The organism is Kribbella sp. NPDC006257, from assembly GCF_040613535.1.
Taxonomy (GTDB): Bacteria; Actinomycetota; Actinomycetes; order Propionibacteriales; family Kribbellaceae; genus Kribbella.
The window spans coordinates 18,698-31,973 of the sequence record NZ_JBEXSJ010000028.1 but is presented as its reverse complement, the minus strand read 5'-3'; the positions used below and the strand labels follow the sequence as shown (position 1 = coordinate 31,973).

The window sequence follows — 13,276 nt, the reverse complement described above, 5'->3', positions numbered from 1 at the left end:
TTCGCCGCCTCAGCTTCCGCGCGGCACCCACCGTGCGACGAAACGCTGCGTCGCCGACACCGCGCCGAGAAGAGGCGGCCCACCTCCTCCTCTCGGGGTTCGCCCCCTCCCATAGCAGGGGGCGAACCCCTCAGCGCGGAGCGAACCCCGCGAGGCGGTGCAGCGGGGTGAAGCCGTGAGGCAGTGCAGTGGGGTGGTGCTGTGGGTGACCCGTGGGGCGGTGCTGTGGGGTGCCGCGAGTTTGCTGGTGGCGGCACTAGCCTGGCGAGGGTTGCCGGGCGGCTTTCGTGTGCGGGGAGACTGGCGGGGTGTGGCGGGTGGAATGACTCGCCGGGGATTGGCGTTGGGAGGAACGAGGTAGTTTAATCGTGAATTACCAGCGATCGAGGAGTGCAGATGCAGTTCGGTGTGTTCACCGTCGGGGACGTGACCACGGACCCGGTGAGCGGTAAGACCCTGACCGAGGGCCAGCGGATCCAGCAGATGGTGACGGTCGCACTGAAGGCCGAGGAGATCGGCCTGGACGTGTTCGCGACCGGCGAGCACCACAACCCCCCGTTCGTGCCGTCATCCCCCACGACCCTGCTCGGCTTCATCGCCGCCAAGACCTCGAAGATCCTGCTCTCCACCTCGACCACGCTGATCACCACCAACGACCCGGTGAAGATCGCCGAGGACTACGCGATGCTGCAGCACCTGGCCGACGGCCGGGTCGACCTGATGATGGGCCGCGGCAACACCGGCCCGGTCTACCCGTGGTTCGGGCAGGACATCCGCGACGGCATCGCGCTCGCCGTCGAGAACTACGCGTTGCTGCGCCGGTTGTGGCGCGAGGACGTCGTCAGCTGGGAAGGCAAGTTCCGTACGCCGCTCGAAGGGTTCACCTCGACGCCGCGGCCGCTGGACGGGGTACCCCCGTTCGTCTGGCACGGTTCGATCCGCAGCCCGGAGATCGCCGAGCAGGCCGCGTACTACGGTGACGGGTTCTTCCACAACAACATCTTCTGGCCGGCCGATCACACGGCCCGGCTGGTGAACTACTACCGCCAGCGCTTCGAGCACTACGGGCACGGCGCGGCGGACCAGGCGATCGTCGGGCTCGGCGGCCAGGTGTTCATGCGGAAGAACTCGCAGGACGCGCGCACGGAGTACCGGCCGTACTTCGACCACTCGCCGATCTACGGCGGCGGTCCGTCGATGGAAGACACGATGGAGCAGACGCCGCTGGCGGTCGGTTCGCCGCAGGAGATCATCGAGCGCACGTTGACCTTCCGGGAGAAGTTCGGCGACTACCAGCGCCAGCTGTTCATCGCGGACCACGCCGGTCTGCCGCTGAAGACGGTGCTGGAGCAGATGGACATCCTCGGCGAGGAGGTCATTCCGGTACTGCGTAAGGAGTTCGACGCGATGCGGCCGGCTCACGTCCCGGAGGCGCCGACCCATGCTTCACTGAAGGCTGCTGCTGAGCGCGCCGAGGCACTCGAGACTGTCAGCCCTTCGGTCGTCGGTGTTGAGGAGACGAACTGATGAAGCGCACCGTTGCCGTGGTGAGCGCAGGGCTGACGACTCCCTCGTCGACGCGCTTGCTGGCGGATCAGCTCACGGCGGCTGTCCGGGACAACCTGGACGGCCGAGGAACGCAGTACGAGGTCAAGGTTTTCGAACTACGCGAACTGGCTCAGGACATCACCAACAATTTGCTGACCGGGTTCCCTTCGAAGGAGCTCGGTGAGGTGCTGGAGTACGTCGTACGGGCTGATGCGTTGATCGCGGTGACACCGACATTCAGCGCGTCGTACAACGGGCTGTTCAAGATGTTCTTCGACGTGATCGACGACAAGGCGCTGGTCGGCAAGCCGGTACTGATCGGCGCGACGGGCGGGACCGAGCGGCATTCGCTCGTCCTGGACTACGCCCTGCGGCCGCTTTTCGCTTATTTACAAGCGATTGTGGTTCCGACTGGAGTGTATGCGGCGTCATCGGACTGGGGACCGCATGCAGTTGCGCTGCGCGCCCGGGTCGAGCGTGCCGCTTTGGAACTGGTCGATGCCATGAGCAACTATCGGCCCACTCAGGTGGATCCTTACGCCAACCCGGTGTCCTTCGAGGACTTGCTGAACGGCTGAGACCCTCGAGTGTTGGATGATCGCTGTCGTGAGCTCACGACAGCGACCACCTGCCGACGCCGACGAACGGACCATGCTGTGCGGCTGGCTCGACTGGCAGCGGGCGACCGTCCGACTCAAATGCACCGGTGTCTCGGATGAGGACGCGCACCGGGTTCTGCTGCCGACGTCACCGACGATGACGATCGCAGGCCTGGTTTCGCACCTGCGCTGGGTCGAACACGGCTGGTTCGAAGCCGGTTTCCTGGGACTGCCCAACCAATCACCCACCGGTCCCGACGCCGAATTCCGCGTCCCCGGCGTACCGCTGGCTCAACTTCTGGACGAGTACGACGCCCAGTGCGCCCGCTCGCGGGAAATCACCGCCGCTCACCCCCTGGACCAGCTGGAAGCCTCGGCCCCACCCGGCCTCGAACTGGTGTCCCTCCGCTGGATCGTCTCCCACCTGCTGGAAGAGACGGCCCGCCACCTGGGCCACCTGGACCTCCTCCGAGAACAAATCGACGGCACCACCGGCTCCTGATGATCAACTTTCTGGGCGGATACGTCCTCTGTACTCCGACCGCTCGTGAGCGTCGGCAGAGCCGCTCGCTCCCAGACCCCTATCTGACCATCAGCAGCTGCCTGCAGGATCACGTGCCGGAGCCGGAGTTCATCGACTGGTACACCGACAGGCAGGAAGCCGCGGCCGTCCGTGCCGGGTGGCGCGATCCGCTGGACCTGATCGCGGTCGGTCTGACCGAGGAGGAGGCGGTTGAGCTCAGGTCGGGCGCGGAGAGCAGCGCGGGGACGGAAAGCAGCGCGGGGGCGGAAAGCAGCGCGGCCTTCGTCTACTCGCTCCTCGACCAGCGGCTGCCCGTGCCCTCCTCGACGCTGCTTGGCTTCGAGATCGTCGGAGCCGAGGCGACCTTGCAGTTTCACTCCTGGCACTGCCACGACTATCTGCACGAAGCCGAGCGCGAACTCGGTGTCAGGGTCAACCGGCTCGGTCTTTTCGACGACCACCGCGACGCTGAACGGGTGCGCGATTGGATGCTCTCGCAACCTGCCACGACGGCCCCCAAACCAGTCCCTTGGGTCGTCGTTTCACTCAATCTTTGTGCGTGATCACCAAGGTCGGCGGAGCGTGCCGCCTCGGGTGGGGAGACAGGCCGGCGCCTCGGGAGGCGGGAACTTCGGGGCGAGGGCGCGCTGGCGGTCGAGGGCGGCGAGGGCGGCAGGCTTGGAGGGGTAGCGGGTCTTGCTCACCGCGCGCCATTTGTCGGGGGCGTAGACCTTGATGACCCAGCCGCCGCGCCAGATGGTCCAGTGGACGACCAGGTTCACGAGATAACCGACCGCCAGCAGCGGCCACAGGATCGGCTCGTCGGCCAACGTCGAGTCCACCCACTCGACCCACCCGGACCGCCTGAGCCTGACATCCACCTCCGCCGCCACTCCATCCTCATCCACCCCGCTACGACGCCCCCGGGCCGCCATGCCGTTCCGTCAGCCTCGGCCGTCTTTGTGCATGAGTTGAGTACCGGCTCGCCGTCGGAGCACTCAGCTCATGCACAAAGACGCTCTTGGGGTACGGCGTCGGGCGCGCACACTAGGAGGGTGAGAGTGAGCGCTTGGGTGGGGTGGGTGTTCGATCGGCGGTGGGCTTTCGGGTGCTTCGGCTTCGCAGCAGCAGCTCTGCTCGGTGCCTATCTCGGCTACGACATCGACCGGGATTTGGAGGGGGCTCCGACTGCCCCGGCGACGATCGTCGATGTCACGAGGTTCGCCAAAGGTGGACCGTATCTCGAGGTGGACGTCTCGCTTCCCGACGGACGAACGGTACGAACGAGTATCTCCGAGTTCTACGACCTCCCGAAGCCGAAGAAGGGCGGGCGGATCGAGGTGCAGTACCGGCCTGACGGGGCTGGGCTGATTGCTCGCGAGAACGGGATCCGGCCGGATCGCACCGGGCAGATCGGCTGGTCGATTGCCGGCGGCGCTGTGCTGCTGGTCGGTGTCGGACTGCTGATGCGGCCGACACCGGTGGCGCGTCGCAGGCTTGGCTGACAAGGCGGCTGCTCGTACGGCGTACCGGGGGAAGCCTCGTACGGCGTACCAGGGCCAACTGGTCCGGCGTACGTGGGGTGGCCTGGTACGCCGTACGCGGGGTGGCCCGGTTACGGCATGAGTTGGCCGCCGTTGACTTCGATGATTTGGCCGGTGACGTAGCTGCTCATCCGGTCGGAGGCGAGGTAGAGGATGGTGCCCACGCATTCGTGCGGGGTGCCGGTGCGGCCCATCGGGATGGTGCTGCGCATGGCGGCCAGCTGATCCGCGCCGGTGTGGCGGTCGTGGAAGGGGGTGCTGATGACGCCGGGCGAGATCGCGTTGACGCGGATTCCTTCAGGGGCGAGTTCCTTGGCGAGCCCGCGGGTGAAGGTGCTGACGGCGCCCTTGCTGGTCGCGTACACGACCGAGCCGCCGCCTCCGCCGTGCCGGCCGGCGATCGAGGTGACGTTGACGATCACCCCGCCGCCCTGGGCGCGGAACACCGGCACGATCCGCCGGGACAGCGCGAACACCGAGGTCAGGTTCACATCCATGATCCGGTGGAACTCGTCATCCGGTACGTCGGTGACCGGCGATCGCTTGACCAGATCGCCGGCGTTGTTCACCAGTACGTCGATCCGCCCGTGCCGCGCCAGCACCTCGTCGATCAGCGCAGCCGATGATGGCGACGCGAGGTCGGCCTGGTGGACCGAGCCGCTGCCACCCGCAGTACTGACCGCGTTCAACGTGTGCTGAGCACCCTCTGCGTTCTGGTGATAATGCAGCGCAACCGTCGCCCCCGCCTCGGCAAACCCCACCGCAGCCGCAGCCCCGATCCCGCTACTCGCTCCGGTAACAAGAACAACCTGATCCGTGAAGTCGATAAAGCCCATGCCTCATCCTCCCCCACCCCAACACTCCTTTGCCGGCAACTCTGTCCCGACCGACAGGAGGTAGCCGAGGGCAACTAGTGCACCTGAGCGTGAGTCGGACGTTCGTGTACACCGTCTCAAGGTGCACTACCTGTCCATCGGCACATCTTGCCGGCGCGGCCGCCAGGTTGGACCGGGCCGGGCTGACCACATGGCCACCCGGTGAGCGGTGGCCGGAGGCGGCGCCCGTGGCGGGTTGTACTCCGACAGGCGCACACCGTGAGGACACGCCGACCACCGCCGGCCTGCCGGGCCTGATCCGGTGGGAGCGGTCGCGGAGGGATTGGTTTGGTTGGATGGTGGTTGGTTTGGAAGGCGGTATGGCGTACGCGGGGTTGGTGGAGCCGCGCCGAGGGAGGGTTTGCGGGTGGTGAAGCGGCGGTAGATTCGGTGGATGGGGTATGACGTGTCGACGCTGGAGTTGCGGCGGTGGCGGGTGGCTGATGCCTTGCGGTTGACGGCCGCGCATCAGGATCCGGAGATGGCGAACCAGGGCGGGATCCGGGACCGGGCGACCGCGGTGGACTGGATCGGGCGGGTCGCCGATCTGGACAACGGGCATGTGTACGCCGTTGCGGATGCCGACGATCACCCCGTCGGCTGCGTCGCAGTGACGAACATCGACCGGCACCAGGTCGGCTGGACCTGGTACTGGACGATCGCCGACGTCCGCAGCCAGGGTGTCGCCCGGGACGCGCTCCGAGCTCTCGTCGACTGGGCCCACCACGACGCCGGTCTCTACCGCCTCGAGCTAGGTCATCGCCTGAACAACCCTGCCTCGTGCGGCGTGGCAGCCAGCGCCGGTTTCCTCCGCGAAGGCGTCGAACGCGAACGCCTCACCTACGACGGCACCCGGTACGACGTGGAACGCCACGCCCGTCTCCTCACCGACCCACTAGCCAAACCTCAACGCCCGGTCACCATCGCTACCTGAACGGAAAGACGGGCGAAGGGAAAGCACGGCGTGAGGAAGAGAAATGCGCGCAGTGAAGGTGAGGGAAGCGCCGGGCGAAGGCGAGGAAAGGCGTGGGGTGAAGGTGAGGGAAGCGCCGGGCGAAGGCGAGGAAAGGCGCCGGGTGAATGGCGAGGAAAGGCGTGGGATGAGGGCGAGGAAAGGCGTCGGGTGAAGGCGAGGAAGACGCGGGGTGCCGGCCGCTGGGAACGCGAGGAGGAGGGGCGAGGTTCGTACTACGAGGTGGGGGGCGCGTAGCTTCGCCAGCGTTCTTCTAGGACGTAGCCGAGGGCTCGGTTGGCGCCGAGGCTGGCTTCGTTGACGCCGGCGCCGCCGGTTCCGAAGACCTCGAAACCGTCGGCCAGGAAGGCGAGGATCGAGGCAGCTTTGACTGCCTGACCAATTCCGCGGCCGCGGTAGTCACGCAGTACGGACGTGAACATCGTCTCGGCACGGTCCGGGTTGGCGATCATCACCGTCGCGGCGACCAGCGACGACCCGTCGAACGCACCGAAAATGCGCGCTCCGTCCGTCCACAGCGCCTCGATCCGGGCGAGGTCGCCGACCACGCGATGGCTCGCGGGCGTGTACGGATAGTCCTTCTCGTTCGCCGATTCGAGTTCGAACATCGCCCCGGCCTCCGACGGATCGAGCTCACGCACGACCAGGCCGGCAGCCGAAGCACGCAGTACGGCGGAAGCCAGCTGCTCGGGATCCGGGTTCCGTAGCCGGGCCGCCCAGGACTCGCCCACCAGCTGATACCCGGCCGCTTCCAGCGCAGCGATCCGCGGGTCGTCGTCGCGCACGATCTCGATGGTCATCCCTGCGATCCTCCCGCACCACGGCAAAACCGGAAAACGTTTTTCTGAGTTTCCGAACCCATCGCCCTAGGAGGGCAATTAGCGGCTGAGAACCTTGAGCACCGCCGGGCCGAGCCGGAGTTCCCCGTCGTCGAGGGGTTCGCAGCGCACACCGCCTCGCCCGCGGAGTCCCTTGAACGCCCCTGGTGCGACCGCGACATCCATCCAGGCGCAGGGATTCGCCGGCCGATGCGCCTGGAACCTGATCGCCCCGGAACCACTGTCCAGGCTGAAGATCGCACCCGCGCTCCTGCCTCCGTCCGGCCGGCGCCGTGAGGCCAGCTGATCGACCGGAAACCCTCGCAGCGCGATGTTGCGGCGCGTCAGGTGCGGATCAGGCACCTCCAGCAGCCCGGCCTCGGCGGCGAAGTCGTCCAGCGCGTCCGCGTCGAACACCGTGACCGCGGCGTGCCGGTGGATCGGCCGATTGAAGTATCGGTCGCCGACCAGTCCGAGACCCGCCCGTACCGTGACCAGCTCTCGAGCGGCCGGCTCCGGATCAGACTTCGGGCCGTCCTGCGGCCGCCCTTCATAGGCATGCACCGTGGAGACGACAAGCGCCACGATCTCGACCGGTACCGCCTCGATGCCCATCCTCCGAGCCTACTGAAGCACTCACACAAACGTTTTCCGTTGCGTTCTATCCGGGAGAGCACAGAACAGAGGAGTCGAGATGTACAACCGTCATGCGGTCGCGGCCACGCAGCTGGGTCAACTCACGTTGGTGGCGTCGGACGGCGCGTTGACCGGAATCTACTTTCCGCACCACTGGGTCAAGCCGGACCCGGCCGCGCTCGGCGACAAGGTCGAGTTGGCGGACGATCTGCTGCTCGCCGAGGTCGCACGGCAGTTGGCGGAGTATCTGGCGGGTGAGCGGATGGCGTTCGATCTGCCGGTCGCGGTTGGCGGGGACGAGTTCCAGCGGCGGGTCTGGGCGATGCTCGACGAGATCCCGTTCGGCGAGACCACGACGTACGGGGAACTCGCGGAGCGACTCGGCGACAAGGCGCTGGCGCAGCGGGTCGGGCAGGCGGTCGGGCACAACCCGCTGTCGATCGTCGTGCCGTGTCACCGGGTGGTGGGCAAGGACGGCAAGCTCACTGGGTACGCCGGTGGTCTCAAGCGCAAGCAGTTCCTGCTCGATCTGGAGGAGCCCGCCGCAGTCAAGGCCGAGCGGCTGTTCTGAGCTGGCTCAGGGGCGGATTCGGTAGTGGTACTGCGAGACGGTTTCGAACCCGAGCCGGGCGTACAGCGCCCGCGCGGGTTCGTTGCCGGCGACGACCTGGAGCCAGGCCCGGTCGATGCCAACGATGGTTGCCTCTAGCAACAGTGCGCGCATCAGCGCGAGTGCCCGGCCCTGCCGGCGATAGGCGGGATCCACCACCACGCAGTACAGGCCGGCCCAGTCGTCGACGAGGGCGAGCCGCGCGACCGCGGTGATCGTGCCCTGCTCGTGGATCGAGGCGTACCGGGCGCGTCCGCCGGTGAGGATGCCGCGGGCGATTTCCTGCTCCTCGGCACCGCCGCGGCCGTCCTCGCGCCACCACAGATCCATCCAGGCATCGTCGGGCACCGAGGAAATATTCACTCGCCAGCCGTCATCGGGGATCAACTCCAGGACCTTCGCGATCTCCGCGGTCTGCACCAACGTCGGCGAACCGACCTCGTAACCACGGGCCGCCAGCAGCTCATCCAATCCTTCCGGACGGGACGCCGGACCGACCTGGAACCTGGGCGCGAGACCCTGGCTCAGGTAGTGGGTTTCCACCTTCTCCAAAGTGTTCTGCAGGTCGTCCGGCGCTCCGAAGGGGAGCACCGAGTTCGCTCGCTGGGTGACGCCGGCCGCTCGCCGAGCCACCCAGCCGTCGAAGTCCACCACATCCGCGACCGGCCAGGCGCGGTACATCAGCTCATCCATAAGGGCAGCAGTCGTCACTCCCCGATCTTAGGAACGCCGACTGCATTTTTGCAAGACCTTGATTAGTTATCCAAGCTTCCGGAGCAGCGGCACAACGTCGGAGGTGAACTGGGTGAGGAACCGCTCCTGGTCGTGGCCCGGGCCGTGGACGACGAGGTGGTTGAACCCTGCGTCGAGATACGGCTGGAGCTGGGCGATCACCTCGTCGGGGTTCGAAGCGACGATCCAGCGCTTGGCCACCTGCTCGATCGGGAGTTCGTCGGCGAGGCGCTCCATCTCGGTTGCGCTGTCCACGCTGTGCTTCTGCTCCGGCGTCAGCGACAGCGGCGCCCAGAACCGGGTGTTCTCCAGTGCGAGCGCGGGATCGCGGTCGTAGGAGAGCTTCACCTCGAGCATCCGGTCCACGTCCTCGAAGGACCGGCCCGCCTTCTCGGCACCTTCGCGCACGGCCGGCATCAGCTTCTCGGTATAGAGATCCATGCCCTTGCCCGACGTCGCGATGAAACCGTCGCCCACGCGTCCGGCGTACTTCGCGACGAGCGGCCCGCCGGCGGCGACGTACACCTCGACCGGGGTCTCCGGGCGGTCGTAGATCGAGGCATCGACCGTCTTGTAGTACGGCCCCTCGGAGCTCACGCCTTCCTTCGTCCACAGGTCGCGGATCAGGTCGACCGCCTCGCGCAGCCGGGCGAACCGCTCCTTGAACTCGGGCCACTCGCGGCCCGAAACGGCGATCTCGTTCAGCGCCTCACCACTGCCGACGCCGAGCATGATCCGGCCCGGGTAGAGCAGGCCCATCGTCGCGAACGCCTGCGCGATCACGGCGGGGTTGTAGCGGAAGGTGGGCGTCAGCACCGATGTACCGATCAGCACCCGCTCGGTCCGCTCGCCGACCGCCGCCATCCATGCCAAGGCGAACGGCGCATGGCCGCCTTCGTGCCGCCACGGCAGGAAGTGGTCTGACACCGTGACGCTGTCGAGCCCGAGCTCCTCGGCCCGGACCGCGTACTCGACGAGATCCCGCGGCCCGAACTGCTCCGCCGACGCCTTGTACCCGATGCGAATACTCACTTGTGCTCCCTCGTAGTCGCTGACTTCGCGTTCAACCCGGCCTGGCCTGCCGATGTTCCCTCTCCTTCGCACCTTATGGCGGACTTCGGAGCACCTAGGCTTGAGGCATGGTTTCGGACCCTGGAGTGCCCGCTGAGCAACCGCGACCTGAGCTCCGGGCGTCCGACGCGGATCGGGAGGCCGTGGCCGACGTACTGCGGGATGCACTCGTCGAAGGGCGGCTGCAGCTGACCGAGTTCGAGTCGCGAATGGACGAGACGCATGCCGCCCGGACGCACGGCGAGCTGGACCGGATCATCCACGACCTGCCGGTGCCGGGGGTGCCGAGCGCGGTGTTGCCGGCCCGGCCGCAGTCGGAGCTGATCGGCGGTACGCCGACGTCGCGGAACGGGATCGCGATCCTCGGCGCGTTCGACCGCAAGGGGGTCTGGACGATCGCGCGCGATTTCCTCACCGTCGCGATCATGGGTGGCGGCCGGATCGATCTTCGCGAGGCGCGGTTCGAGGCACCGGTGACGGTGATCCGGGCGTTCGCGGTGATGGGCGGGGTGACCGTCGTGGTGCCGCCGGACGTCGAGGTGGAGGTTCGGGGCGTCGGGATCATGGGTGGCTTCGACCACAGCAAGGCGGGCGTCGGGGCGCCGGGTGCGCCCCGGGTGGTCGTCACCGGGTTCGCCTTCTGGGGTGGGGTCAGCATCGAGCGCAAAGTGACGAAGGCCGAGCGCAAACGGCTCAAAGCTGAACGCAAGGAGCGCAAACGCCTGGAGGCTCCGGAGTAGGGAATCCGGGGGTCGGGGCGTGGGGTCGGCGGGCTCGAGCGCGCCGGGTCGGCGTACCGGCGTACGGGGTGGCGGGTCGGCGTACCGGCGTACGGGTCAGGTGGTCTGGTGCCAGATGTCGTTGAGGACCTGCTGGGCCGACGGGACCTCGTCCGGGGTCGACGTCACCGAGGCGCCGACCAGCCACCAGCGGCCGGCGTTGCTGTAGGTCGTAGTCATCGTGAGCGTGTACGGCGTGGTGTTGGATACCGTGAACCACGTGCGCGCGTCCTTGGCCGTGCGCGGCGTCTGAACTCTGAACACCTTCGTCCAGTCCTGGTCGAAGGCCGCACGTTTCGCCAGACAGTCGCCGAGGCTGCTGCACTGCCGGACCGCGATCCGCGCGATCAGATCCGAACCCGAGGACTGGTCGAGCGGCGGCTGGGTCTGGATCAGCCGGTACAGCGTCGTACTCGAGTTGCTGATCTTCCGCGTCTCCGGCGGCCGCGGCCAGCCGATCGAGAACGGCAGGTCGATACCGCTGACAATCTGGAGATCAACACCTGGCGAATACGTCTCACCCACCAAGCTCGGCCCTCCGTTGGACTCCCGGTGAGGAGCTGCACTGACCTTGGCGATCCCAGGCAGCAGCACCTGACTAGGAAGCGCGGCAGGCTTCACCGGTGCCGCTACCGGTTCGCTGGACGAGTCCTTCTTGACCGCACTGCCGACTGCGGCACCGATGGAGTAGGTCACGGTGAAGACGATCAGCACTACGAGCACGACGACCGCGTAGACCCAGGTGCCGAGCTTCTTGCTGTACTCACGAGCCAGCTCGACCTTTCCCGACACTGGTTGAGGGCTGTCGACAGGCAGCGGCACTGCGCCGTACTGCGTGAGTCGGCTGCGCACTGCGGCCAGGGACTCCTCATCGTTGCCCAGTAGGCCGTCCAGTGGGTCCAGGAGACGCTCTGCTCCGGACTGCCCTGGGATGAGCTGCGTGATCGCGTACGGACGATCACTGTTGAAGTTGGCGGCCCAGAGCGGAGTCTCCTGGTCTCCAGGTGTCAGTGCGGCGCCGCGGCTCGACTCCCCGAGCCGCTCACGCACCTGCGGGTCGGCGGCGCCCGTAGTACTGAGGAAGAGTCCGACGACCTCCATGCCGGTGAAGGAACGCCCGTGCCAGATCTCGGCGAGTGGATGCTCCAGCAACAGCTGGTCGAACTGGTACCCCTGGATCTGCGGCTGGTTGTTCACTGCGACTCCCAGATCGCCCGGTCCGCGATCACCAGGGCGGCGGCTTCGGCGGCGTGCTGTTCGATCGGCTGGGCGGTGTAGTCGACCTGCACGATCACGTCGGCGTGCAACTCGATCAGGCTCACGGTCCAGCTCTGCCCGCCAGCGGCAGCCCTGGTCTCCAGCTTCACCGTGGAGCGGTCTGGCGACGGCTTCATCGCGCGTCGCTCGAAGGCTTGCCGCGCGGTCTGGTCGGGCTTGAGCGGAGGATTCCCGGCGCCGCCGTCCTTGCCCGGGTACGGCGTGAAGGTGACCTCCAGCGACGCCGAGCTGTAGCTGGTCTGCGCCCCCTCGTCCGCCTTGACCGAGCAACGGATCGCCAGGCTTCCCGTCTTCACAACCTTCGGCGGCGCACCGTTGGATGCCTTTGGCAACAAGCTCGAGACGTCGCCGAGCCGGGTACACAGGTCGGCCGGGAGTTGGCGCGCGGGGAGGATGTCGTTGGGGGTGACCGGCTTTCCCGCCGCGAACCCGAGCCCGAGTCCCGCGACCACCGCGATCCCGGACGCGATCGCAGTACGCCGTACCAATCGACTCGCCATGCCCGAGACCCTAGCCACGAAGAGGTCCTCCCAGCGCGCTCGACATGGCGCGTTGGACGAGGATCCCGGTGATCTGGTTCCTGCTTATCCTGCGCGGGTGACCACCTTCCCCGAGATCGTCCTCGGCCCGACCGGCGAAGTACTGGATCTGCCGTTCGGCGTCTTCACCGTCCGCATCTCCGGCGAGCAGACGGCCGGCGCGCTCTCGGTCGTCGATTCGGTCCTCGCGCCCGGAGCCCTCGGCGCGGCGCCGCACATCCACCATGCGCACGAGGAGTACTTCCTGGTCACCACCGGCGAAGTCACCTTCGACACCGCCGACGGCGAACTGGCGATAGGCCCCGGCGGCTCGGTCTCGGTCCCCCGCGGCCGCCCGCACGGCTACCGCAACGCGACTACATCGCCGGCCACCCTCACCACCATCTTCACCCCCGCCGGCTACGAAACCTACTTCCGCGAAATCGCCGCCGAAGCCGCCGCCGGAACCCCGATCACGCCCGAACTTCTCAACGAACTCCGAGCCAAACAACACACAACCCCGTGGCCCTAACCCCGAAGCCGGTCAGTTGAGGCGAGCCGGTTGCTGTCAACCGTGGTGTCTCGGAGTTGGAATGCGCTGGTGGAGCCTTACCTACCCGGAACGGGCAGCAGGACTCCCCAGTCGCCCAGCACGCAGCCCAGTGCACGGCAATGTCTTGCGCCGAAGAGGCGGCTCACCTCCTCCAGTTGGGCTTAGCCCCCTGCTATAGCGGGGGGCTAAGCATCAGACGAGGGGCGCACCCCCAAACCC

17 protein-coding genes are annotated in these 13,276 nt (G+C 67.2%); 9 read left to right on the top strand and 8 right to left on the bottom strand.

The features are described from left to right. The first annotated feature begins 396 nt into the window (after window positions 1–396). From ABZ004_RS28630 to ABZ004_RS28615, 4 genes are all read left to right on the top strand, one after another. On the top strand, window positions 397–1,527 hold the full coding sequence (locus tag ABZ004_RS28630; protein WP_355684172.1) for an LLM class flavin-dependent oxidoreductase: 1,131 nt from the start codon (window positions 397–399) through the stop codon (window positions 1,525–1,527). Then, window positions 1,527–2,126 carry an FMN reductase gene (locus tag ABZ004_RS28625; protein ID WP_355684171.1) on the top strand — a complete coding sequence of 200 codons (600 nt, stop codon included), beginning with the start codon at window positions 1,527–1,529 and terminating at the stop codon, window positions 2,124–2,126. Before ABZ004_RS28630 ends, ABZ004_RS28625 begins: the two co-directional genes overlap by 1 nt. 28 nt (window positions 2,127–2,154) lie before the next feature. Then, on the top strand, window positions 2,155–2,649 hold the full coding sequence (locus ABZ004_RS28620) for a DinB family protein (RefSeq protein ID WP_355684170.1): 495 nt from the start codon (window positions 2,155–2,157) through the stop codon (window positions 2,647–2,649). A gap of 113 nt (window positions 2,650–2,762) precedes the next feature. After that, entirely contained in the window at window positions 2,763–3,233 is a 471-nt protein-coding gene (locus tag ABZ004_RS28615) for a hypothetical protein (protein ID WP_355684169.1), read from the top strand. Here the strand turns inward: ABZ004_RS28615 and ABZ004_RS28610 are convergent, their stop codons facing one another. Further along, window positions 3,234–3,512, bottom strand: coding sequence for a hypothetical protein (locus ABZ004_RS28610; RefSeq protein ID WP_355684168.1), 279 nt, complete (start codon window positions 3,510–3,512; stop codon window positions 3,234–3,236). A 219-nt stretch (window positions 3,513–3,731) separates the two neighbouring features. Here ABZ004_RS28610 and ABZ004_RS28605 point away from each other — a divergent pair, with 219 nt between their 5' ends. Continuing rightward, on the top strand, window positions 3,732–4,175 hold the full coding sequence (locus ABZ004_RS28605) for a hypothetical protein (RefSeq protein ID WP_355684167.1): 444 nt from the start codon (window positions 3,732–3,734) through the stop codon (window positions 4,173–4,175). A gap of 110 nt (window positions 4,176–4,285) precedes the next feature. Here ABZ004_RS28605 and ABZ004_RS28600 read toward each other — a convergent pair whose 3' ends face one another. Further along, window positions 4,286–5,050 carry a glucose 1-dehydrogenase gene (locus tag ABZ004_RS28600; RefSeq protein WP_355684166.1) on the bottom strand — a complete coding sequence of 255 codons (765 nt, stop codon included), beginning with the start codon at window positions 5,048–5,050 and terminating at the stop codon, window positions 4,286–4,288. 433 nt (window positions 5,051–5,483) lie between these two features. On the opposite strand from ABZ004_RS28600, the gene ABZ004_RS28595 reads away from it, so the two are divergent. Beyond that, complete coding sequence (locus ABZ004_RS28595; protein ID WP_355684165.1) at window positions 5,484–6,023, top strand: GNAT family N-acetyltransferase; 540 nt, start codon at window positions 5,484–5,486, stop codon at window positions 6,021–6,023. A 254-nt stretch (window positions 6,024–6,277) separates the two neighbouring features. Here ABZ004_RS28595 and ABZ004_RS28590 read toward each other — a convergent pair whose 3' ends face one another. Both ABZ004_RS28590 and ABZ004_RS28585 read right to left on the bottom strand, forming a co-directional pair. Further along, a complete protein-coding gene (locus ABZ004_RS28590) occupies window positions 6,278–6,862 on the bottom strand; it encodes a GNAT family N-acetyltransferase (protein WP_355684164.1) in 585 nt (194 codons plus the stop codon). A gap of 78 nt (window positions 6,863–6,940) precedes the next feature. Then, window positions 6,941–7,495 (bottom strand): molybdenum cofactor biosysynthesis protein, encoded by a 555-nt coding sequence (locus ABZ004_RS28585; RefSeq protein ID WP_355684163.1) that lies wholly within the window; start codon window positions 7,493–7,495, stop codon window positions 6,941–6,943. 79 nt (window positions 7,496–7,574) lie between these two features. Here ABZ004_RS28585 and ABZ004_RS28580 point away from each other — a divergent pair, with 79 nt between their 5' ends. Beyond that, window positions 7,575–8,087, top strand: a complete 513-nt coding sequence (locus tag ABZ004_RS28580; RefSeq protein WP_355684162.1) for a methylated-DNA--[protein]-cysteine S-methyltransferase — start codon at window positions 7,575–7,577, stop codon at window positions 8,085–8,087. A gap of 6 nt (window positions 8,088–8,093) precedes the next feature. Here ABZ004_RS28580 and ABZ004_RS28575 read toward each other — a convergent pair whose 3' ends face one another. Both ABZ004_RS28575 and fgd read right to left on the bottom strand, forming a co-directional pair. Further along, on the bottom strand, window positions 8,094–8,837 hold the full coding sequence (locus ABZ004_RS28575; protein WP_355684161.1) for a GNAT family N-acetyltransferase: 744 nt from the start codon (window positions 8,835–8,837) through the stop codon (window positions 8,094–8,096). Window positions 8,838–8,885: 48 nt separating this feature from the next. Continuing rightward, window positions 8,886–9,890 (bottom strand): glucose-6-phosphate dehydrogenase (coenzyme-F420), encoded by a 1,005-nt coding sequence (fgd, locus tag ABZ004_RS28570; protein WP_355684160.1) that lies wholly within the window; start codon window positions 9,888–9,890, stop codon window positions 8,886–8,888. Between the two features lie 107 nt (window positions 9,891–9,997). On the opposite strand from fgd, the gene ABZ004_RS28565 reads away from it, so the two are divergent. Then, entirely contained in the window at window positions 9,998–10,669 is a 672-nt protein-coding gene (locus ABZ004_RS28565) for a DUF1707 domain-containing protein (RefSeq protein WP_355684159.1), read from the top strand. Window positions 10,670–10,765: 96 nt separating this feature from the next. On the opposite strand, the gene ABZ004_RS28560 is transcribed toward ABZ004_RS28565, so the two are convergent. Together ABZ004_RS28560 and ABZ004_RS28555 are read right to left on the bottom strand one after the other, a co-directional pair. Beyond that, complete coding sequence (locus ABZ004_RS28560) at window positions 10,766–11,905, bottom strand: hypothetical protein (RefSeq protein ID WP_355684158.1); 1,140 nt, start codon at window positions 11,903–11,905, stop codon at window positions 10,766–10,768. Continuing rightward, window positions 11,902–12,486 carry a hypothetical protein gene (locus ABZ004_RS28555; protein WP_355684157.1) on the bottom strand — a complete coding sequence of 195 codons (585 nt, stop codon included), beginning with the start codon at window positions 12,484–12,486 and terminating at the stop codon, window positions 11,902–11,904. The genes ABZ004_RS28560 and ABZ004_RS28555 overlap by 4 nt, the downstream gene beginning before the upstream one ends. Before the next feature lie 97 nt (window positions 12,487–12,583). Here ABZ004_RS28555 and ABZ004_RS28550 point away from each other — a divergent pair, with 97 nt between their 5' ends. Beyond that, window positions 12,584–13,036, top strand: a complete 453-nt coding sequence (locus tag ABZ004_RS28550; protein WP_355684156.1) for a cupin domain-containing protein — start codon at window positions 12,584–12,586, stop codon at window positions 13,034–13,036. The last annotated feature ends 240 nt before the right edge of the window (window positions 13,037–13,276 follow it).

What these genes read in the sequence shown, in the direction of transcription:
- ABZ004_RS28630 (WP_355684172.1), top strand. Translation starts at nt 397, where the DNA reads ATGCAGTTCGGTGTGTTCACCGTCGGGGACGTGACCACGGACCCGGTG.
- ABZ004_RS28625 (WP_355684171.1), top strand. Translation starts at nt 1,527, where the DNA reads ATGAAGCGCACCGTTGCCGTGGTGAGCGCAGGGCTGACGACTCCCTCG.
- ABZ004_RS28600 (WP_355684166.1), bottom strand. Translation starts at nt 5,050, where the DNA reads ATGGGCTTTATCGACTTCACGGATCAGGTTGTTCTTGTTACCGGAGCG.
- ABZ004_RS28595 (WP_355684165.1), top strand. Translation starts at nt 5,484, where the DNA reads ATGGGGTATGACGTGTCGACGCTGGAGTTGCGGCGGTGGCGGGTGGCT.
- ABZ004_RS28590 (WP_355684164.1), bottom strand. Translation starts at nt 6,862, where the DNA reads ATGACCATCGAGATCGTGCGCGACGACGACCCGCGGATCGCTGCGCTG.
- ABZ004_RS28585 (WP_355684163.1), bottom strand. Translation starts at nt 7,495, where the DNA reads ATGGGCATCGAGGCGGTACCGGTCGAGATCGTGGCGCTTGTCGTCTCC.
- ABZ004_RS28580 (WP_355684162.1), top strand. Translation starts at nt 7,575, where the DNA reads ATGTACAACCGTCATGCGGTCGCGGCCACGCAGCTGGGTCAACTCACG.
- ABZ004_RS28565 (WP_355684159.1), top strand. Translation starts at nt 9,998, where the DNA reads ATGGTTTCGGACCCTGGAGTGCCCGCTGAGCAACCGCGACCTGAGCTC.
- ABZ004_RS28555 (WP_355684157.1), bottom strand. Translation starts at nt 12,486, where the DNA reads ATGGCGAGTCGATTGGTACGGCGTACTGCGATCGCGTCCGGGATCGCG.